Annotated in this window: 17 protein-coding genes; 4 read left to right on the top strand and 13 right to left on the bottom strand. The window is 48.1% G+C overall.

Annotated elements, in window-relative coordinates; genetic code table 11:
* From ligA to J3B89_RS09385, 8 genes are all read right to left on the bottom strand, one after another.
* Window positions 1-2034 carry an NAD-dependent DNA ligase LigA gene (gene ligA, locus J3B89_RS09420; protein WP_215397281.1) on the bottom strand — a complete coding sequence of 678 codons (2034 nt, stop codon included), beginning with the start codon at window positions 2032-2034 and terminating at the stop codon, window positions 1-3.
* Window positions 2035-2142: 108 nt separating this feature from the next.
* Window positions 2143-3048: a cell division protein ZipA gene (zipA, locus tag J3B89_RS09415; protein ID WP_215397280.1), complete on the bottom strand. Its 906-nt coding sequence runs from the start codon at window positions 3046-3048 to the stop codon at window positions 2143-2145.
* A gap of 14 nt (window positions 3049-3062) precedes the next feature.
* Window positions 3063-6476 (bottom strand): chromosome segregation protein SMC, encoded by a 3414-nt coding sequence (smc, locus tag J3B89_RS09410; RefSeq protein WP_215397279.1) that lies wholly within the window; start codon window positions 6474-6476, stop codon window positions 3063-3065.
* Between the two features lie 93 nt (window positions 6477-6569).
* Entirely contained in the window at window positions 6570-7187 is a 618-nt protein-coding gene (locus tag J3B89_RS09405; protein ID WP_215397278.1) for a mechanosensitive ion channel domain-containing protein, read from the bottom strand.
* Window positions 7188-7211: 24 nt separating this feature from the next.
* Window positions 7212-7706 (bottom strand): YcgN family cysteine cluster protein, encoded by a 495-nt coding sequence (locus J3B89_RS09400; protein WP_215397277.1) that lies wholly within the window; start codon window positions 7704-7706, stop codon window positions 7212-7214.
* A gap of 2 nt (window positions 7707-7708) precedes the next feature.
* Window positions 7709-8371: a fumarylacetoacetate hydrolase family protein gene (locus J3B89_RS09395; RefSeq protein WP_215397276.1), complete on the bottom strand. Its 663-nt coding sequence runs from the start codon at window positions 8369-8371 to the stop codon at window positions 7709-7711.
* 5 nt (window positions 8372-8376) lie between these two features.
* A complete protein-coding gene (locus J3B89_RS09390) occupies window positions 8377-9405 on the bottom strand; it encodes a lytic murein transglycosylase (RefSeq protein WP_251372323.1) in 1029 nt (342 codons plus the stop codon).
* Between the two features lie 25 nt (window positions 9406-9430).
* Window positions 9431-9703 (bottom strand): YcgL domain-containing protein, encoded by a 273-nt coding sequence (locus tag J3B89_RS09385; protein ID WP_215397274.1) that lies wholly within the window; start codon window positions 9701-9703, stop codon window positions 9431-9433.
* A 166-nt stretch (window positions 9704-9869) separates the two neighbouring features.
* On the opposite strand from J3B89_RS09385, the gene minC reads away from it, so the two are divergent.
* The 3 genes from minC to minE are packed head-to-tail and all read left to right on the top strand — an operon-like array spanning window position 9870 to window position 11661.
* Window positions 9870-10577, top strand: a complete 708-nt coding sequence (gene minC / locus J3B89_RS09380; protein WP_215397273.1) for a septum site-determining protein MinC — start codon at window positions 9870-9872, stop codon at window positions 10575-10577.
* A 10-nt stretch (window positions 10578-10587) separates the two neighbouring features.
* Entirely contained in the window at window positions 10588-11397 is an 810-nt protein-coding gene (gene minD / locus J3B89_RS09375) for a septum site-determining protein MinD (protein ID WP_215397272.1), read from the top strand.
* 3 nt (window positions 11398-11400) lie between these two features.
* Window positions 11401-11661, top strand: coding sequence for a cell division topological specificity factor MinE (gene minE, locus J3B89_RS09370; RefSeq protein ID WP_068230267.1), 261 nt, complete (start codon window positions 11401-11403; stop codon window positions 11659-11661).
* 70 nt (window positions 11662-11731) lie between these two features.
* Here minE and J3B89_RS09365 read toward each other — a convergent pair whose 3' ends face one another.
* The 5 genes from J3B89_RS09365 to J3B89_RS09345 form a co-directional block, all read right to left on the bottom strand.
* Complete coding sequence (locus J3B89_RS09365; RefSeq protein ID WP_215397271.1) at window positions 11732-13657, bottom strand: alpha/beta hydrolase family protein; 1926 nt, start codon at window positions 13655-13657, stop codon at window positions 11732-11734.
* Window positions 13658-13798: 141 nt separating this feature from the next.
* Window positions 13799-15184 carry a DUF4397 domain-containing protein gene (locus tag J3B89_RS09360; protein WP_215397270.1) on the bottom strand — a complete coding sequence of 462 codons (1386 nt, stop codon included), beginning with the start codon at window positions 15182-15184 and terminating at the stop codon, window positions 13799-13801.
* A gap of 147 nt (window positions 15185-15331) precedes the next feature.
* Entirely contained in the window at window positions 15332-16465 is a 1134-nt protein-coding gene (gene rnd, locus J3B89_RS09355; protein ID WP_215397269.1) for a ribonuclease D, read from the bottom strand.
* Between the two features lie 63 nt (window positions 16466-16528).
* Window positions 16529-18184 (bottom strand): long-chain-fatty-acid--CoA ligase FadD, encoded by a 1656-nt coding sequence (fadD, locus tag J3B89_RS09350; RefSeq protein WP_349814209.1) that lies wholly within the window; start codon window positions 18182-18184, stop codon window positions 16529-16531.
* Window positions 18185-18340: 156 nt separating this feature from the next.
* On the bottom strand, window positions 18341-19114 hold the full coding sequence (locus J3B89_RS09345; RefSeq protein WP_349814208.1) for a class I SAM-dependent methyltransferase: 774 nt from the start codon (window positions 19112-19114) through the stop codon (window positions 18341-18343).
* Window positions 19115-19481: 367 nt separating this feature from the next.
* On the opposite strand from J3B89_RS09345, the gene J3B89_RS09340 reads away from it, so the two are divergent.
* Window positions 19482-20780 carry an alkaline phosphatase gene (locus J3B89_RS09340; protein ID WP_215397267.1) on the top strand — a complete coding sequence of 433 codons (1299 nt, stop codon included), beginning with the start codon at window positions 19482-19484 and terminating at the stop codon, window positions 20778-20780.
* Window position 20781 lies beyond the last annotated feature (1 nt).

Below are 20781 nucleotides of genomic sequence, written 5' to 3'. Positions count from 1 at the left end.
TTAGCTCACTCCGTACTGGGCAAATACATCCAGCATCTGTTGCTCAGTCCACACAGGTACATTCAACTCGGTGGCTTTGGCCAGCTTAGAGCCGGCGTTGTCACCGGCAATTACGGCATGGGTTTTCGCCGATACCGAGCCAGATACCTTAGCGCCAAGGCGCTGCAGCCGGGCTTTGGCATCATCACGCCCCATACTGACTAATGTACCGGTAAGCACTATAGTTTGCCCGGCTAAAGGTTGTTCAGTTTGCGCCAATTGCTCTATAACCGGCCAGTTAATACCGGCATCTTCTAAGGCTTTAATCACGCTTTGGTTATGCGGCTCGGCAAAAAAGCTTTTAACATGCTCGGCCACTACAGTGCCAACATCGGCAACTTCCAGCAGTTGCTCCAGCGTGGCCTGTTGCAGGTTAGCTAAAGTAGCAAAGTGATTTGCCAGATTAAGCGCCGTTGCCTCGCCCACTTCGCGAATACCCAGCGCATAAATAAAACGCGGCAAAGTTGTTTGTTTCGACTGTTCAATAGCCAACAGCAGTTTTAAAGCCGATTTCTCAGCCATCCGCTCCAGCCCCACCAACGCAGGCATTTCAAGCTGATAGATATCTGCCGGGGTTTTAACCAGTTGCTGATCAACCAGTTGTTCTACCAGTTTGTCGCCGAGGCCCTCTATATCAATGGCTTTGCGCGAAACAAAATGCTTAATTGATTCTTTTAACTGAGCTGCACAAAATAAACCACCGCTGCAACGCGCTACAGCTTCGCCGCTAACCCGCTCTACCTTTGAACTACATACCGGGCACAATGTTGGAAAAATAATATCCTGCGCTGCCTGAGGGCGTTGTTCCAGCACTACCGAGACAATTTGTGGGATCACATCTCCGGCCCGGCGTACTATTACGCTGTCACCTATTTTAACGCCCAGCCGCGCTATCTCGTCCTGATTGTGTAAGGTTGCATTGCTGACAGTCACGCCGCCCACAACTACCGGCTCCAGCCTCGCAACCGGCGTAATAGCGCCGGTGCGGCCTACCTGAAATTCAACATCCAGTAAAGTGGTCAACATTTCCTGCGCCGGAAACTTAAATGCAATGGCCCAGCGCGGAGCCCGTGCCACAAACCCCAGCGCCTGTTGCTGGGCTAAATCTGACACCTTTATCACTACACCGTCTATTTCATAAGCCAGCTGGCTGCGCCGCTGCAAAATATCCTGATAATAAGCCAGTGCTTGTTCAGCCCCGGTTACCAGCCGGATTTCCGGGCATACCGGCAAACCCCAGTCTTTTAACTGCATTAAACGCTGATAATGGCTTTGGCTGCTAAGCAGCCGCTGTGGATCGTCAACTGCGCCTACCGCATAGGCATAAAACATTAATGGCCGTTGCGCGCTGATCTTGGGATCAAGCTGGCGTAAACTACCTGCTGCAGCATTTCGCGGGTTAGCAAACACCTTTTCACCGGCCGCACGGGCCTTATCATTCATTTGCGTAAAACCGGCCAGCGGCATAAACACTTCACCGCGCACTTCCAGCACTGCAGGCACCGCTTTGCCCTTTAGCTTTAACGGTACCGCACGAATGGTTTTTACGTTGCTGGTAATATCTTCGCCGGTATAGCCATCGCCACGGGTAGCGGCTTGCACCAATACACCATTTTCATAGCGGATGCTGACAGCCAGGCCATCGAGCTTAGGCTCACAGCAAAAGCTGAACTCGGCGCTGTTGTCCAGCCGCTCGGCCATACGTTTATAAAATGCACTGAAATCGGTGGCATCAAAAGCGTTGTCCAGCGATAGCATCGGAATACTGTGGCTTATCTGGCCAAACTTCGCCTGCGGAGCAGCACCAACCCGCTGAGTGGGAGAATCAGAGGTAATAAGCTGCGGATGCTCTGCTTCCAGTTGCTGTAACTGGCGGTATAAACGGTCATACTCGGCATCCGGCACTGTGGGGTTATCTAATACATAATACTGATAACTGTACTCTTCCAGTTGCTGACGCAGTTGTTGCAGTTGCTGCAAAATAGCCTGACTCATAAAATAACTTTGCCTGTAAAAATTTACGCCTGAGTTTGCCATAACAAAAACGGCAGGACTACTGCCTGCCGTTTTAGCTGATGTTATTTTCGCCGTTAGCTGCCCGTTTTAGCCGTGGATTAAACGCTGGCGCTGAAATTCGCGGATTTTATCTACATAGTGCCGCACGGTTTGCACCGTTAACACGCTGCGCTGGCCGTCCAGTACCTGGCCACCGAACTCTTCTGCCAGTTTTTTTGCCGCATTGTGCATCAGGTTAAAGTTTTGCAGCGGCTCGCCCGGGCCTGGCAGTGTCATAAATAAACTTACACCACGGGTACCCAGTTTTTCGATGTTTTCCAAATCAAAAGTGCCGGGGTTAAACATATTGGCCAGGCTGAATAACACCGCACCCGAACCTGCACTGTCCAGATGGCGGTGAAAAATATCCATTTCGCCGTATTTAAAGCCCAAAGTCAGTAATGACGACAACAGATCCGGCCCTTTCATCTCTTTGTCTTCAGGTAACAATACATACAGGATCAGCACTTCGGCTGGCTCTTGTTCCGCAACGGTTTCGGCTTGCGGTTCCGGCTCTGGCTCAGTCTCAACAGCATAGTCAGCATCTGCGTGCAATCTGGGTTCGTCGTCATCGGCCAGTGCTGAGAAATTCAGCTGTGGCTCTTTGGGTTCGTCAAACGGCAGTTCGCTTTGCACTTCGGCCTTAACCGGCGCGGCAGGCTGGCGCTTTACTGCTGCAGTTTCAGCACGTTTAAACGCCGATGTTTTTGCCGGTGAAACGGCTGGCTTTACGGCTGCAGTTCTTTCGCCGGCCTTTACCACCCGCACCGCACCTACACCCAGCTCATCAAAGCCATCTGCTTTTTCATCCGCGGCATTACCCGCTTGCTCATCGTAATACCGGTGCTTGGGCTGGCCGGCGTTTTTACGCACTGTCCATAAGCCATGTAATAACAATGCACCTAATACCAGGGCGCCGATAATAATAAAAACCAAACGTAATTCGTCAGCCATAAGGTTACCTTTAATTAAGAGGCTGCTGCCATTTTAACAGCATCATCCACATCGACAGCAACAACACGTGACACGCCGGGCTCCTGCATTGTCACGCCCATTAGCTGTGCCGCCATTTCCATGGCAATTTTATTGTGGCTAATATAAATAAATTGTACTGTTTCAGACATTTCCCGCACCAGATTGCAAAACCGGCCAACGTTGGCGTCGTCCAGTGGCGCATCTACTTCATCTAACATACAAAATGGCGCCGGATTAAGCCGGAAAATCGAAAACACCAATGATAAAGCGGTTAAGGCTTTTTCACCACCCGATAATAAATGTATTGTACTGTTTTTTTTACCCGGTGGTCGCGCCATGATAGTAACACCGGTTTCCAGTAAGTCATCTTCGGTAAGGGCTAAATAGGCACTGCCGCCGCCAAATACCTTCGGAAACAGCGTTTTTAAACCGTCGTTTACCTGTTCAAAGGTGTCTTTAAACTTCTGCCGTGTTTCTTTATCTATTTTACGAATGGCCGTTTCCAGTGTTTCCATTGCTGAGGTTAAGTCGGCATTCTGCGCATCCAGATACTGTTTGCGCTCAGCTTGTTGTTCATACTCTTCAATAGCAGCGAGGTTTATCGGCCCAAGCCGGCCAACCGCGTCAACGGTTTTATCCAGTTGCTGCTGCCATACCGCCTCTTCGGCATCGGCTGGCAATTGCGGCAGAATATCTTTCATACTGGCTTGCTGCTCACGCAGTAACTCCAGCATATTGTTAGCGCGCACACGGTAGCCTTCACTATCAAGGCGCAGCTCTTCAAGTTCGCTACGTTTTTTGTTCAGTATTTGTACCACACCATGCTGCCCTTGCTCTAACTGGCGGATTTGTTGCTCGGTAGCCGCCAGCAATTCCTGTTGCGCAATCAGCTGTTGTTCTGCCTCTTCACGCTCCAGCAGGCTGTGCTGCAGTTGCTCCTGTAATATCAGCTCAGGCTCATCGTCTGGCTGCAACTTATGTGTTAATTGGTTTAGTTGTTCCTGTAATTGCTGCTGTTGCACTTTGGCCCGTTGCAGGCTTTGCTGCAGCGCATGCAATTGTTGCTCGGCTACTTTTTGCTGCATCAGCAATTGTTGTTGCTGGCTGCGCTTTTGTTCAAACCGGGCTCGCAGTTGCTGTAACTGTTGCTGTTGTGTGCCACTTTGGCTGTGCAGCAACTGCTGCCCGGCTTCATGCTCAAGTAACTGCTCAGTACTGTGCTCTAGTGCCTGCATCAGCTGTTCTATACTTTCTTCCAACTGCGCCTGGCGCAATTGCAGTTGTTCGCGCTCGGCTGCCAGCTTTTGCGCCAGCTTCTGTGCTTGCTGCAGCTCTTGCTGAGCCAGCAACAAGCCGGTTTGTTGCTGTTGTAGTTGTCGCTGCATCTGCTGCAGGCTTTGTTGTGCCTGTTGCAGCATGTCAGCCGCTTGTTGCTGCGCCTGCTGTTGAGTGGCTAACTGAGCGGCAATGCCTTGCTGTTGCTGCTGTGCCACCGCCAGCTCAGTAATCAGTTGTGCTAAACGTTCCTGGCGCAATAAATAGCTGTCTTGTGCAGCGGCACTGGCCAGCAGTGCCCAGTTGCTACCAAGCCAGTAACCCTGCGGGCAAATAACTGACTGGCCAGCTTTAAGAGCTGCGACACTCTGCTGCGCTGCTGTTAAGGTTTCTGCCAGCAGAATATGGTTAAAACTGTCGGGATAAACGCCTGCCAATATCACCTCTGCCAGCGTGCCTGCTATAACTGGCTGTTTATTAGCTATTACCACAGTAGCCGGCGGCTCCGGAAGCTGCGCAGCAACAGCTGCATGCTGCAATTGCCCCAACACCAGCGCAACTGCAGCAGCCCAGCCGGGTTTAACCTGCAACTGGCGCAGCAATTGTTGTTGCTGGTTGTCCTGCTGCTGTTGTTGTTGCTGTAATTTTTGCTGTTCGCGCTGCAGCATCTGCAGTTCACTATTGGCGTTTAGCAGCTCTGCCTCCAGTTGACGGCTTAGCTGTTCATGTTGCTGTAACGCCGCCTCTGCCTGGCTATGCTCCTGAGTACGTTGCTGTAGCAACTCTGTGGTTTGTTCAAGTTCAGCAGTTAGCTTACTGATGCGCTGCTGCAGCGGCTCAAGTAACAGCTCTGCGGTTTCCTGCTGCAGTTGCTGCTGTTGTTGCTGCAACTGGTTTAGCTGTTGTTGCTGATTTTGTAACTGCAACTGTTGCTGTTGCTGTTGTTGCTGCAGACGAAAATGCTGCTGTTGCCAGTGCTGAAATGCCTGTTGCTGCTGTTGTTGTTCATCTTCCAGTTGCTGCAGTTGTTGGCTAAGTTCGTCCAGTTGCTCGCTAAGCAAGGCCAGTTGCGGTTCGTCCTGTTGCAACTGTTGCTGCAACTCAGTTTGTTGCGCCTGCTCGGTGGCGATAAAATCTTCGGCCTGGCTCAGGCTGTGTTTGGCCTGCTGCATTTGCGCAGTGAGAGTTTGCTGTTGCTGACGCTGATGCAAAATTTGCTGTTCCAGCCGGCTGATAGTGGCACCGTGCTGATAAAACCGGCTTTGCACCTGATCCAGCTGCTGTCGGGCTTCCTGCGCCCGCTGCTTTAATTCCAGCAGTACGCGCTGATCGCCCAGCTCCTGCGACTGATATTTTTCCAGTTCAGTTTGCTGTTGCTGTAATTGCTTGTCCAGTGCCGTAAGCCGGTTACTGTAATGCAGCCACTTTATCGTTGTCAGCTCTGCCTTTAGTTTACGCTCTTGTGCTTTTAGCTCTTTATAGCGCTGCGCCGCAGTAGCCTGACGTTTTAGCTTTTCAATGTTTTTACCCAGCTCTTCACGTACATCAGCCAGCCGATCAAGGTTTTCGCGGGTGTGCTTAATACGGTTTTCAGTTTCGCGGCGCCGCTCTTTGTATTTGGAAATACCGGCAGCTTCTTCGATAAACACCCGTAGCTCTTGCGGCCGGGATTCTATCAGCCGCGAAATCATGCCCTGTTCAATAATGGCGTAGCTGCGCGGCCCAAGGCCGGTGCCAAGGAAAATATCGGTAATGTCACGGCGGCGGCATTTGCTGCCATTTAAAAAGTAATTCGACTGTGCATCGCGGGTAACAATGCGTTTAATGGCTATTTCACTGCGATCGGCCAGGCCACCTGCCAGGCGGCCTTCGGTATTTTCAAACACCAGCTCTACTGATGCCTGAGACACTGGTTTGCGCTGCGACGAACCGTTAAAAATAACATCGGTCATGGCGTCGCCACGCAGATTTTTTGCTGAGCTTTCACCCAGCACCCAGCGCACCGCATCAATAACGTTAGATTTACCGCAACCATTGGGGCCAACCACAGCTGTCATCTGCTGTGGAAAAGGTACACTGGTGCTGTCAACAAACGACTTAAAGCCGGACAGTTTTATTTGTTTTAAGCGCATCTGGGCAGCATAGTGTTATTGTTATCATTGCTTTGGGGTTATCATTGCGTTAGACAAAATGTACCAGCGGCCATCTGCGCTGTCACGAAAAAATCAATCTCTTTTCTGGCTAATCAACATCTTACGCCGCCAGCGCTGGGCTTTTTCCGCTGCAGTGTTATGCACCACAGTACGGCTTTTCTTTGGAAATACGATAACAGGGCGCGATATTAGCAAATTATTCGGGTATACCACCTGCTCATTGTCTTTAGTGCGCAGCACTGTGCTAAACAGGTTAATTTCAACAATGCGCCCTTCAAGATAATTTCCGCCATCTATTACCCGCACCTCCATGCCTTCGGCAAAAGCCTTTTGCCCCAGCAGAATAAAAAACGCAGTAATATTGCTAAGCAAACTCCAGGCGGCAAATAACGCAACCCCGACCACGGCAATCATTGACGATGCCAGCACCAGCAAACCGCGGATATCAATACCCCAGATTATGCTTAGCACTACAACCAACAGTAACACCAGCAGAATATGAAATACCGCCGCTGCGCGTTTATTCATTTCGGCTTTGAGTTTGCTGTGAGCTATAACCTGATACAGCAGCGGCATAACCCGGCGGCTGATAATAAAATACAGCACCACCACCGTTACACTAAGCAATAGCTGAACGGTTATCGGGCTAAAATGGGTAAACATTTGCTGAATATAATCAAAAAATGACACGACAGTAACTCCGCTCAGCGCTGTTTAATCCAGATCGTTTAGTGGCCAGCGCACGATAAAGTCTTCAAAGTCATCCAGATTTACCTGTAACTCAGAAATGGTTTTATTGCGCACGGACATTTGCTTTTTATGCATCAGGCTTTTTTTACCGCCGTTGAGTAACGGATGCCAATGCGGCAGGCCGCGCCCTTCATGTAAACGCCGGTAAGCGCAGCTGGTAGGCATAAAGAAAATGTGTTTCAGGTTTTCTTTTGTCAGCGCTATGCAGTCGGGTACCAGCACGGTACGCTGGGTATATTCGGTGCACTCGCATTTATGGCTATTCAAATAGCGGCAAGCAATATTGGTATAATGCACCTGTTCATCCTGATGCAGCACTGCCGTTGGGCCTTCTTCTTCGTCATCGTCAATAAATTTATTTAAACAACATTTAGCGCAGCCATCGCATAAGGCCTCCCACTCTTCAGTGTTCATTTCGTCCAGGCTTTTTGTCTCCCAGAACCGCTCTGCTAACGCCATCTTTAATTTACCTTGCTGTTTACTGTAAAAATATCAGAAAGTTGCAACTGCAGCGTATCACCAGAGCTAAGCGGGCCAACCCCTGCCGGGGTGCCGGTAAGCACAATATCGCCGGGCAGCAGGGTAAAATGCCGGCTCATTTCGCTAATAAGCTGGCTAATCCCCCGGATCATATTGGCAGTATTACCTTGCTGGCGCTGTGTACCATTAACGGTTAGGCTAAACTCCAGTTGCTGCGGGTGCTGTACCCGGCTTTTTTCAACAAAACCGGCTACCGGGCAGGCGCCATCAAAACCTTTGGCTATCTCCCACGGCCGGCCCAGCTGTTTTAATTGCGCCTGAACCTCACGAAGCGTCAAATCCAGCGCTAAACTGTAGCCCCAGATTGCATCATTTACCGCAGCATAACCGGCCTGTTTTAACGGTTTACCAATCAATACGGCCAGTTCAGTTTCATTGTGCACTGCGCCCTGACCAGCCGGAATAGCAAAACCGGGGCTGATCGCACACAGCGCAGTAGAAGGTTTAATAAAAAACAGCGCTTCAGGGGCCGTTTTGCTTTGCATTTCGGCAATATGATCCTGGTAGTTCTGGCCGATGCAAACAACTTTACCTACCGGTAAATCGATAGGGCTGCCGCTAATACTCAGATGCTGATAAGTCATTAATGTTAATCCTCAGCCACAATTAAATCGGCCAGATAACCTACACTGGTAACAAAGTAATAAGAGCGGTTCCAGTGCATCAGTACTTTGTAGTTGTCGTACGCCAGAAAAGCGCGGCCGCCTTCGCCGTCAGGCAAAACCAGCGCAGCATTAATATCACGGGCTGGCAAAGCGGTGTTATTTAGCCGCTGCACTCCCAGCTTATTCCAGTCGGCCAGACTGCGCTCAGATTGCGACCAGCGGCCCAGCCATTCATTACGCTGCAGGCTGCCTCTGGCAATGGCATTTGCCGCATCAAAGCCGTCGGGCAATATTACTTCGCGGCCCCAGGTTTTGCTGTTATCCCAGCCTTGCTTCTTTAAGTAGTTGGCAATAGAGGCAAATACATCGAGCTGATTAGTCCAGATATCTTTTTTACCATCGCCGTCGCCGTCTTGTGCGTAGGCCATAAAAGAGCTGGGCATAAACTGGCTTTGCCCCATAGCCCCGGCCCAGGAGCCTTTCATATCATCCAGACTGATATGCCCCTGCGCCAAAATATCCAGTGCATGATAAAACTCTTGCTTAAAAAAGGTTTCGCGCCGCCCCTCATAAGCCAGTGTAGCTAATGCCGATGGCACCGAATAGTTGCCCATAATGCGGCCAAAGCTGCTTTCCAGCCCCCACAACGCAACAATAAAGCGTGGTTGCACGCCATATTTCTCGCCAATTTTTTCCAGCTCAGGTAAATATTGCTGATAACGCTCGCGCGCCATTCTGATACGGGTTTCGCTTACACGCTTGGGTAAATAAGTACTTAAGGTTTCAACAAATTCCGGCTGGCTTTTATCGGCAGAAACAATGCGCTCGTGAAACGTCAGCGAAGCAAACACCGGCTCAAGTAATTCCGGCGCATAACCTTTACTTAATGCTTCCTGCTTTAGCGTTGCGGTGTAATCTGCAAAGCTTGGTTTGTTGTCGGTGGTTTGCTCCTGAGCTATTACAGCCACGCTAAAAAAGGTACTTACGGCAACACAGATAAGAGATCTAAACATAAAAAAACCCATTGATAATGAAAAATTACTGTTGTAACAGCTTTTTGTGTTCTGCCAGTAAATTGTCTACCGGCGGCGGTATCTGTAAATAATAACCCTGTTGCAGCAATTGCTGCTTTACCTTATCGATATCTGCCAGTGCTAAATGTTCCCGCCCTGCCAAATTGAGCAGTGTAACCAGCACAGGCGTGCCAAAGGTTTGCAACAGTGCTTCAGGCACCTTGCTAAAATCATCCCGGCGTTCAACATACAGATAGGTACTGTCTTTTCGCACACTTTTATAAACGGCACACAGCATCGAATAAAACCACGCATCAACCTTGCTTAACTAAGGGCTAAACTATAACATGACAGCCTTGTATTGCGTACCCGCCAACCTGCGGCAACGCAAATAAATGCCGGGTGTTGGCTAAGTGAAGAACAGCCGGTTATGGTAAATAATAACAAGTGCGCACTATACCCTTATGTCAGATCAGTCTTTGGAACTAAAAGGCAGCTTATTTCCTTTATCGGTGCTGTCATGTGCCGATCTCAGTGTCAGTTCACTCTCACAGCAACTCAGGCAAAAGCTGGCTCAGGCTCCGGCCTTTTTTTATCAGGCGCCTATTATTCTTAATTTAGCGGATGTACAGCAAGCTCCTGATTTTCATGCGATAAAACAACTTTTTACCGAGTTAAAACTGGTACTGGTAGGTGTTTGTGGTGCCAGCAGTGAGTTAAAGCAACAAGCGCAGCAAGCTGGCCTGGCCGCCTTACAACTGGCCAAAGACAGCAAAACTGCGGTCACCGCCAGCAGCAATACACGCCAAACCGCAGTGGTAACCAGCACAGTTAATGTACCGATGGACAGCAAAATTATTGAGCAAACTGTGCGCTCCGGCCAGCAGGTATATGCCAAAGGTGCTGATTTAATTGTTAAAGGCACTGTTGGTGCCGGTGCTGAAGTAATAGCTGATGGCAATATTCATATTTATGGCACCTTGCGCGGTAAAGCGATTGCCGGTGCAGGCGGTGACAGTACTAAACGTATTTTTTGTTACAACTTACAGGCTGAACTGGTGTCTATTGCTGGTAATTACTGGCTTAGCGACAGCCTGCAGGGCGATTTTTGGGGTAAGCCGGCTTGTATAAAATTACAAGACGACCAACTGGTATTAGCAGAATTAGCGTAAGGATTTCACTATGGCAAAAATCATAGTAGTAACGTCAGGAAAAGGCGGCGTAGGTAAAACCACCTCCAGTGCTGCCATTGGTACAGGCCTGGCGTTAAAAGGCAAAAAAACCGTTATTATCGATTTTGATATTGGCCTGCGTAATTTAGATTTGATTATGGGCTGCGAGCGGCGCGTAGTGTACGACTTTGTTAACGTGATCAACGGTGAAGCCAATTTAAAACAAACTCTGATTAAAGATAAACGCATTGAAAACCTGTTTATTTTACCCGCCTCACAAACCCGCGATAAAGACGCACTAACCAAAGAAGGTGTTGAGCGGGTATTAAACGAGCTGGCAAAAGATTTCGACTTTATTTTATGTGACTCGCCCGCTGGCATTGAAGCCGGTGCCATGATGGCGCTGTATTTCGCCGATGAAGCAGTAGTGGTAACCAACCCTGAAGTATCATCGGTGCGCGACTCTGACCGTATTCTCGGTATGCTGGCCAGTAAATCGCGCCGTGCCGAACAGGGGCTGGACGCCATTAAAGAACACCTGTTGCTGACACGCTACAACCCCGAGCGGGTAGAAAAAGGCGAAATGCTCAGCGTAGAAGATGTAAAAGAAATTCTGTCGATTGATTTGCTGGGTGTTATTCCGGAATCACAAGCTGTGCTTAATGCCTCAAACTCAGGCCAGCCGGTGATCCTGGATAAAGACAGCGATGCCGGCCAGGCATATTTAGATACTGTTGATCGCCTGCTGGGTGAAAAAGTACCGTTTCGCTTTTTAACGGTAGAGAAAAAAGGCCTGTTAAAGCGGATTTTTGGAGGATAAAGGATGTCATTACTGGATTATTTTCGCTCGAGTAAGAAAACCACCGCCAATACTGCCAAAGAGCGTTTACAAATCATCGTGGCGCATGAGCGCAGACGGCGTAACAGCCCGGATTATCTGCCGCAGCTGGAGCGTGATATCTTAGAGGTGATCCGCAAGTACGTGGATATTTCGCCGGAAGATATTGCCGTGTCACTGGAGCAACGCGGCGATGAGCTGTCGGTACTGGAGCTAAACGTGACCTTCCCGGAAGATAAGCGTTAATTTTCAGAAATCTACAAATAGAGCCCGCTTAACGCGGGCTTATTATTTGAGATTACGGTAAGTTTTCAACTTAATTAGCAGCAATACGTTGCACCGGCAGCTGTAAATGGCTTTTCAGGAAACGGTCCATCGCTTTAAAGGTTTCCAGCCGGTGGCTGTTGGTGCTGAGGTAATGATCGCCGTCTTCCAGCTCAATATATTCTACTGATTTTTTCATGCTTTTCAGTGCTCTGAACATTGCTGTGCTTTGTTTCACCGGCACGGAACGGTCTTTAGTGCCATGTATTAACAATACCGGCACCTGGATTTTATCGGCATGTGTCAGCGGTGAGCGTTGCTCCAGCAGGGCGAAATTATCGCCTATTTGCTTTTTGACAATTTCATAATTGGTATAATTGCGGTGTGACTTTACCAAAGCTTCCACATCAGTAACGCCAGCAAAACTTACTGCGCACTGATATAACTCCGGCGTTTTTATTGTCCCCATCAGCGCTGCATAACCACCGTAGCTGGCACCCACTATGCAAATATTTCCCGGTACCGCTACGCCTTGTTCAATTAACCAGCGCGTGCCATCTTCTACATCGTCCTGCATTTGCAAGCCCCAGCCCTGCAGGCCCATTTGCATAAAGTCAAAGCCATAACCGTAAGAACCACGGAAATTCATCTGTAACACGGCATAACCACGGTTAGCAAAAAACTGTGTCCAGTAATCAAAGCCATCATCATCAAAAGATATCGGCCCGCCATGCGGGAAAATAATTGTTGGCAATGTCCCCTGCTGATAGTCTTTCGGCGTGGTCAGATAGCCTTCAATCGTTAAACCGTCGCGGGCTTTATATTGAATTTTTTGTTTTGCCACCATCAGCTCAGGTTCTAACTGGCTGAATTTAGGCAGCAAAAACTGCATAGTTTTGGCTTTACGATCGCCTAATAAATAAGCACCGGCGTTGATTTCACTGCTGGTTAGTACTATGTAGCGGTTTTGGTCGTGGCTCATACTAACAATATAATTATCGGCATCCGGTAAGGCGTCGTCTACGGCCTTTTGAAAAGCCTGATACTTAGGGTCTATATATTCTTCACCAATGGCAATAATCTTTTTGTCCTGCCAGGAGTAGGAAATATCAGCAGGAACGTCGTAATCAGGATTAGTTTTTATCAGCTCAGGCTCTGGTTTGTCTTTAGCCAGGTCAACTTTAAATATGGCTTTTTTGCCATTATGGTAGGCCGACACATATAACAGGTTTGGATCTTCATCAAAGCCTATTGGCCAGATCGTATCTTCTGATAACGCTTCAAACTGCCACAGTAAGCGGAAGTCTTTACTGTTTGGTTTTTTTTCTTTTATCTGAAACTGGGCATCGTCACGAAAAATAGCGATACGCGGTTTGTGTTGTCTGTCGGCAACCCAGTCGATCAGGTTCTCACGGGAATGTGCAACAACCTCAGACATAGCGCCATTGAGACTAATTTTAACCACACTGGTGCCCACTCCGTGATTAAAGCCATCTAGTGCCAGCAAAAAATGCTCTTCGTCTTCCGGCATTAATGCCACAATATTCGATTGAAATTGTGGTGTACGTACCAGTTTACGCTGTAGTTGCCCCCGGACAACGCTACGGTTTTTACCGGTTTCAGTGTCAATTACCACTAAACGGGTTTCAGTTACTGGCGTACCATGGCGGTGAGAGGCGTAAGCGGCTTTCATTAATAGCTGTTTATTATTGGCCCAGATAACCGAATAAATTGTCAGATCTCTGCTATCAGCTTTTACCAGAAACTTCTGCTTTCCGGTTTCCAGATCAAACAGTTTTACCAGCACCAACTGCTCCTTTTCTGTATCGACTGTTTGGATCATGGATAATTTAGTGCCGTCAGGCGATAACTTCAGCATATCGACACTCGGCGCACTGGCAAAGGCTTCTACCGGTAATTCTGCAGCGTTAACCAGACTAAATAACAAAACCAATACTATACTTATGCATCCTTTCATTATTATTCCTGATTTTATCAATAATGTTGTTGCACATTAGCAAAACCGGATTAACTCAGCAAAATATTTCTTTATCTGTTTATAAAAACAAAGCCCGCTTTAAACGGGCTTCAATATTAGATTACTAAATGTATTGTGCACTCACTGTACAGTAACAAAGTCATCCATCAGAATTAAACCTATCATGGTTGCATCCAGATCCACGCCATCACGCGCTATGGCAGTATAAATGCTGTTTGCTTCCAGACTTACCGGCGCTTCAATGGCTGCGGTTTTAGTACCGGTTGGCGTTACGCTAACAACATAGTCACCACCAGCCAGTGCAACATAGCCTGTTTCAGCTTTAAATGGCACATCGCTAAACGCAGGCGTAGCGGTGGCAATATCACCATCAACCGTGACATAAATATCTACATTACCGGCCAGCGTAGAGCCATGCACAATACGGACTTTTGCTTCAGTTGCCACCCGCCGCGGCATATCAGTCAGGATCAGCGGTTCAATTGTATTCTCACCCAACGAGCCTACAGCCAGCACACTGTAAAAAGCCCCAGCTGCAACGGTAACGTCAGCGTCAATCACAACCACACTGTTGTCGGCATCGGCAGCAACTTTCACGTTGTAGGTATCAGGTTCTACTGCAACATAATCGGTAAAATCGGGGAATGCCAGCGCATCTACCAGTGTTATGGCGTCGTTAACTAACACATCTACCGCCGGCGCATCCGACACATTATGTACTACCCGTATTGATGCGGTAGCACCGGCATCCAGAATGGCCAGCTCACTGCCGTCCTGCGCCACGGCTAACAGTGAAACCGGTGAATCGCCTGAATACTGGCTGTCAACAGCCGCCACCACTAAATCAGCACCTGCAGTGCTTAAGTCCAGCGTACCGCTGTCAAACACTACCGTTTCATTGTCAGGCAAGGTAATACGTACGCGGTACTCTGCCGGGTCTAACTCTAACGGATCAGTAAATTCTTTAAATGAGAAGGTCACCGCCGGGGTACCAAGTTCGGCGCCTGGTGCGGTAACATGTACACTGACTTCAGGCGCTGTAGAAGCAGCATGCACTACCTGCAGGCGGATTTTGCCTGCGGCTACATCATCCACGGTGCCGGTAACCACTAAAGGCTCCAGTGATTCCTCAGCCACTTTGCCAACCGCAAATACAGTGTAACGGGTTGCTTCTTCAAGTGTTAAATCCAGTGGACCTATTACCGTAGCAGTGTTATCGTCGCCCGGTAAAATAGCATCTACTGCGATGCTGTAAGTCGCCGGAGGCAGTGACAGTACATCTGATGCTTCGCCAAAGGCCAGGCTTTCTATCGCGGCATCACCGTTGGCCAGCACATTAACATCAGGTGCGTCTATCGAAGTATGAACTACCTGCACAGAGGCGTTAACCACGACCGGCGGAGGTGGTTCTGGTGTTGGAGCCGGATTATCATCATCATCTAACCAGCAACCTGTAAGCGATATTGCCAGCACTGCAGGTAAAGCAAAGCTTTTTATTTCATTCATTGTTGTAACCCTTCAGTTGTGAATTGCTGAAGTGTTACGCCTGATTTTTTGCTGAGGATCAGCACTGTTTTATAACAAAAATAGAATAAAAATGTCGAAAAAAAGCACTAATCCAAAGCTGCCTGAATAACGTAGTTCCCGCTCATTTTATAAGGTGATATGTGCCGGGAGCGGCAAAAATGGCTTTAAATACTCAGCACGCCAGCCTTTTAAATACTCTGGTACGGGCAATTGCTCACGTTCTTGATCTGTCACCCGCCAGCACCAGTTAAGGTATTCATTCAACTGGCGTTTTACTGACATAAATTCAGCCGGAATATTATGTTCAGCTGAGGCTTGTTTAACCGCAGCTGTAAGTTGGGTTACCGTTTCTTTATAACCGGCAAACTGCGACGGATGATAAAAACGTTGCGGACACTCAGCCGGTGGTAGTTCTTTAGCTGTGCTAATCAGTTCGATCAGCGCTTTGGCATGGCGTCGTAGTTCGCGCGGCGGCATACCAGGAATATTCAGCAGGCTTTCTGCTGTTGCCGGACGACGTTTGGCCAGTTCAACAAGCTGAATATCTTTGATAATAAGCCCCAACGCCAGATCCCGCTGCATAGCATATTGCTGGCGCCAGGCAGCCAGCTCACGCAGTACCGCCAGCTCTCTTGGCGTAAGTTGCCAGCTGTTTTTAATTTCCAGATACTTAAATTCCAGCGGTAATTGTTGCTCACGCCGCTGCATTAACTGTTGCCCTTCTGCCAGCAACAAACGCTGCTGCTCAGGAGCCATTTGCGCGGTGAGATGCTGATACAGCGGAAACAGAAAATGCACATCATTTGCCGCATATTGCAGCTGAGTTTGTGACAATGGCCGTGCCAGCCAGTCAGTGCGGGATTCACTTTTATCCAGTATCTCGCCACTTAGCTGCTCTACCAGCCTGGCATAGCCCATGCTGCTGCCCCAGCCTAACAACTCAGCCGCCAGTTGGGTATCAAAAAGAGGGGTTATCTGCATAATGCCAATGGTGGCCAGCGCTTCGATATCTTCGCTGCAAGAATGCAATAACTTAATTAGTTCAGGCTTGGCAAACAGCTGTTGTAGCGGCTGCCAGTCGGTAACAGATAACGGATCTACCAGTGCCAGCTGATTACCGTCATATAATTGAATTAACCCCAGTTTGGGAAACAACGTACTCTGGCGGATAAACTCAGTATCTACCGCCAGTAATTTACTGTTAGCTACCTGCTGACAATAGGCTGCCAACGCACTGTTATCTGTGATTACACCAATCATCTGTTACCTGTTATACGCTAAAACAAAAGCCGGCTTAAGGCCGGCTTTTTGTAGTGTTGCACGTTATCCGCGCAGTTCACGCCGCAAAATTTTACCAACATTAGTTTTTGGCAATTCTGTGCGGAATTCTACCAGTTTAGGTACTTTATAGCCCGTTAAATGTTGCCGGCAGTGTTGGATCACTTCCTGCTCAGTCAGGCTGGCGTCTTTTTTCACAATAAACAGTTTAACCGCTTCACCGGTGGTTTCGTTCGGCACACCAACAGCTGCGACTTCAAGCACTTTATCGCTCATAGCGACTACTTCTTCTATCTCGTTAGGGTACACGTTAAAGCCTGATACCAGGATCATGTCTTTTTTGCGATCTACGATATAAAAGAAGCCTTCTTCATCCATACGGGCAATATCACCGGTATAAAGCCATCCGTCCCGTAGTACTTTTTCAGTTTCTTCCGGCCGGTTCAAATATCCCAACATCACCTGTGGGCCTTTTACCAGCATTTCACCTGGCTCTCCGGCAGCCACGTCCACCCCCTCTTCATCAACCAGACGAATATCGGTAGAAGGCGCAGGCAAACCAATGCTGCCATTAAAACCGGTTAAGTCATAAGGGCTTACTGTTACCAGCGGGCAACATTCCGTTAAGCCATAACCTTCCATCAGGCGGGTGCCGGTTACTTTTTGCCAACGCTCAGCCACTGGCCGTTGTACCGCCATGCCTCCGCCAATAGAGGCTTTAAGGCCGCTAAAGTTTAATTCGGCAAAACCAGGGGTATTTAATAAGCCGTTGTACAGGGTGTTAACCCCGGTGAAAATAGTAAAATGAAACTTCTGCAGCTCTTTAACAAAACCTTTCATATCACGCGGGTTGGTAATAAGCAGGTTGGTTGCACCATATTTAAAGAAGGTGAAGAAATTCGCCGTTAAGGCAAAGATATGATAAAGCGGCAGTGCAGTAACGACTTGCTCGGCGCCTTTTTCCAGCAAATTATCTAGACAACCGCTGACCTGCTCCAGGTTAGCCACCATGTTGCGGTGCGTTAACATCGCACCTTTTGATACACCGGTGGTACCACCGGTGTATTGCAAAAATGCAATATCTGAACCCTGCATATCAGGCTTAGTGTATTTGAGTGTAGCGCCTTGCTCTAACACAGTATTGAAACGGATAAACTTGGTTAGCTTATACGCCGGGATCAGCTTCTTAATATACTTAACCACCAGATTAACCACTGTACCCTTTAAAGCACCAAGACGATCACCCATCTTGGTCAGAATAATGTGATCAAGTTTTACCTGGCTTTCAATAGCGGCCAATGTATGCGCGAAGTTCTCCACAATAATAATAGCTTTTGCTTTAGAATCATTGAGTTGGTGCTGCAACTCTCTGGGAGTGTATAGCGGATTCACATTTACTACTGCACAACCGGCACGCAACACCCCCATAAGTGCTATCGGGTATTGCAACAGGTTAGGCATCATAATGGCAACAGCATCGCCTTTTTTCAGCCCCAGCTCTGTTTGCAGGTAAGCGGCAAAAGCGATGCTTTGCTGGTCCAGCTCACGATAACTGATACTTTTCCCCATATTAATAAAAGCGGTTTTATCCGGGTACTGGGCAATGCTTTGTTCAAAGATACTTAATAATGACGGGTAATGATCGGCATTAATTTCTGCGGGTACGCCTGACGGGTAACGTTTTAACCAAACTCTATCCACCGTCCTCTCCTCTTGTCTAAGGTTATTATTGTATAGGTTTAAAACCATAAGCACGCAATCTGTTGCTGCGCTTTATTACTCAAATAGTGTTTATTGGAGTTTTTACTCTAACAGCCAATCATCCCATAATTGCTGACATTGCACAATTAGCGTGATTTATTCCAGCGGTTTTATAAATTTCAGCGTCATACGGTCACTTTCTCCAATGGCCATATACTGCTCTTTATTGTACTGCCCCATCGCCAGCGTTGGCGGCAAGGCATAAACCCCTTTGGGATAATTTTTGGTATCTGCCGGATTAGCATTTATTTCACTGCTCGCCACCAGTTCAAACCCAGCCTGTTCTGCCGCCTGAATAACATAGGCTTCATCCAGATAGCCTTCAACTGCAGAGCTGGAAATATCAGATAAGCGGGCAGCTCTGTGTTCAACCATACCTAATACACCACCAGGTTTTAATGCCTGAAAAACACTCTGCAAAGTGCCATATAAGTGACCGCTTTCGTTCCAGATATGTGCGTTACGAAAAGTCAGCACCATATCAAACTGTTCTTGCTGTGGCGGATAAAACCGGGGAGGATCCAGCTCAATATTGGTTACCTCACCAAAGTAATCACTTTGCTCGGCAACCCGCTGTGCCAGCCGCTCACTGACACGGGCCCAGAAAATACTGCGTTCATCTTTTAACGAGCCGTCGTTATGGCGAAATTGCGCCAGCGTTAGTTTGCCCTGATCTTTAAGAAAAGGCGCCAGGATCTCGGTATACCAGCCATGGCCAGGCCAGATTTCCAATACTGACATCTGAGGCTGAATACCAAAAAACTGCAGTGTCTCGGCCGGATTACGATATTTATTGCGCAGTTTGTGCTCTTTACTACGCTGCGCGGCATCAGCCAGTTGCTGTAATACCAGTTTCGGCTCTTCAGCCACAACAGGGGGACACAGCCAGGTTAACCCGGCAAAAAAAAGAGAAAATATGACTGTCTTTCTTGTAGTTATAATCGACATACACCAAACCTTACTAATTTGCAGACATCACATAGCACCGTTATAAACAGCTTGGCTATGCATACTTATGGCACATTTATATGCATTTACGCACTTTTACCAAAGCTTCGATTGTTCAGTTTTAATTCAGTTCCATTTACCTGCGGCAAATTTAGCTGAATTGCTCCCGCATACAACGTAAAGCATTAAGCCTGACAAAATAGCGTTTTATCGACAGTGGTTTGTCATCGCACTGCTATAAAGTACACTAGCAATTCAGAACATCAAGCTCTATATAAGGTAAACCTGCATGCGCCGTCATTTGTTATCGTTATCTTTATTGCTGGCCCCCGCTGTAGCACTGGCTGCACCCAAAAATATTATTTATATGATTGGCGATGGTATGGGCCCTGCGTATCTGGCAGGTTACCGTTATTTCAGTGATAACAAAGCTACTGCCGAAGTAGAAAACACTATTTTTGATGAGCTGTGGCTGGGTATGGCAAGTACCTACCCGGACGATGACACCTACGTTACCGACTCAGCAGCCGGTGCTACAGCGCTGGCTACCGGCTTTAAAAGCTACAACGGTGCTATTTCGGTTAACCGCCAGCATATTCCGATTGGCACTATGATGCAGCTGGCAAAAAAAATGGGGAAAGCCAATGGTATTGTTGCCAGTTCTCAGGTTAACCACGCCACACCAGCGTCTTTTTTAGCGCACAATAAAAGCCGGCGTAATTACAATGAAATAGCCGATATGTATATCGACTACCGCATCGAAGGCAAAACCGTTGCCGACGTTATTTTAGGTGGCGGCACAGATTATTTTATTCGTGATGACCGCAACCTGGTTAGCGAGTTTAAACAACTGGGCTTTCAATATACCGACAGCTGGCAGCAACTGAATACGTTAACCAAAGCGCCGGCAATGGCACTATTGGCAGAGTCAGCCCTGCCTGCAGTATTAAACAGCAAGCAGAATAACCAACTGGCTACGCTGACAGAAAAAGCCCTGCAACTGTTAACACCAGCTAAAAAAGGCTTTGTACTAATGGTGGAAGGCAGCCAGATAGACTGGTGTGGCCATGATAACGATATCGCCTGCGCTATGGCAGAAATGGATGATTTTGCCAAAGCCATCGCCGTGGCTAAAGCTTACGTTGATAAGCACCCTGATACCATTCTGGTGATCACCGCAGATCACGAAACCGGCGGTATGTCATTGGGTGCAGCCGGTGAATACCAATGGCTGCCCGATGTAGTACGCAAAGTTAGCGCTACCGGCCGTAGTATTGCACAGCAGCTGAAACAAGCAGATTCTGATAACGCTGCTTTGGCGCTGTGGGCAGAACTAACCTCAATCAGTTTAACCGCTGAAGAACAGCAGGCCCTGCTGGCAGCCCGGCAACAGGATGAAACCACACTGCGTAAGCTATCAAACCAACTGGTGGCAAAATATTCCTACACCGGCTGGACTACAGGCGGCCACACCGCGGCTGATGTAGCCGTACTGGCGTACGGCAAAAATGCTAAAGACTTTGTCGGTTTTCAGGATAATACCCAGATTGCGAAAAAGCTGATCCAATATATTCAGCAAACTAAATAGT

The sequence above is a fragment of the Rheinheimera oceanensis genome (assembly GCF_018831085.1).
In the GTDB taxonomy this organism is placed as follows: domain Bacteria; phylum Pseudomonadota; class Gammaproteobacteria; order Enterobacterales; family Alteromonadaceae; genus Alishewanella; species Alishewanella oceanensis.
This window is presented reverse-complemented; position numbering and strand designations above follow the sequence as displayed.

Bases quoted from the DNA above. Each gene is read 5' to 3' on its own strand.
- J3B89_RS09340 (WP_215397267.1), top strand. From the start codon at position 19,482: ATGCGCCGTCATTTGTTATCGTTATCTTTATTGCTGGCCCCCGCTGTA.
- minE (WP_068230267.1), top strand. From the start codon at position 11,401: ATGTCATTACTGGATTATTTTCGCTCGAGTAAGAAAACCACCGCCAAT.
- J3B89_RS09390 (WP_251372323.1), bottom strand. From the start codon at position 9,405: ATGTTTAGATCTCTTATCTGTGTTGCCGTAAGTACCTTTTTTAGCGTG.
- minC (WP_215397273.1), top strand. From the start codon at position 9,870: ATGTCAGATCAGTCTTTGGAACTAAAAGGCAGCTTATTTCCTTTATCG.
- J3B89_RS09360 (WP_215397270.1), bottom strand. From the start codon at position 15,184: ATGAATGAAATAAAAAGCTTTGCTTTACCTGCAGTGCTGGCAATATCG.
- zipA (WP_215397280.1), bottom strand. From the start codon at position 3,048: ATGGCTGACGAATTACGTTTGGTTTTTATTATTATCGGCGCCCTGGTA.
- ligA (WP_215397281.1), bottom strand. From the start codon at position 2,034: ATGAGTCAGGCTATTTTGCAGCAACTGCAACAACTGCGTCAGCAACTG.
- J3B89_RS09395 (WP_215397276.1), bottom strand. From the start codon at position 8,371: ATGACTTATCAGCATCTGAGTATTAGCGGCAGCCCTATCGATTTACCG.
- rnd (WP_215397269.1), bottom strand. From the start codon at position 16,465: ATGATTGGTGTAATCACAGATAACAGTGCGTTGGCAGCCTATTGTCAG.
- smc (WP_215397279.1), bottom strand. From the start codon at position 6,476: ATGCGCTTAAAACAAATAAAACTGTCCGGCTTTAAGTCGTTTGTTGAC.
- minD (WP_215397272.1), top strand. From the start codon at position 10,588: ATGGCAAAAATCATAGTAGTAACGTCAGGAAAAGGCGGCGTAGGTAAA.
- J3B89_RS09400 (WP_215397277.1), bottom strand. From the start codon at position 7,706: ATGGCGTTAGCAGAGCGGTTCTGGGAGACAAAAAGCCTGGACGAAATG.
- J3B89_RS09385 (WP_215397274.1), bottom strand. From the start codon at position 9,703: ATGCTGTGTGCCGTTTATAAAAGTGTGCGAAAAGACAGTACCTATCTG.
- J3B89_RS09365 (WP_215397271.1), bottom strand. From the start codon at position 13,657: ATGAAAGGATGCATAAGTATAGTATTGGTTTTGTTATTTAGTCTGGTT.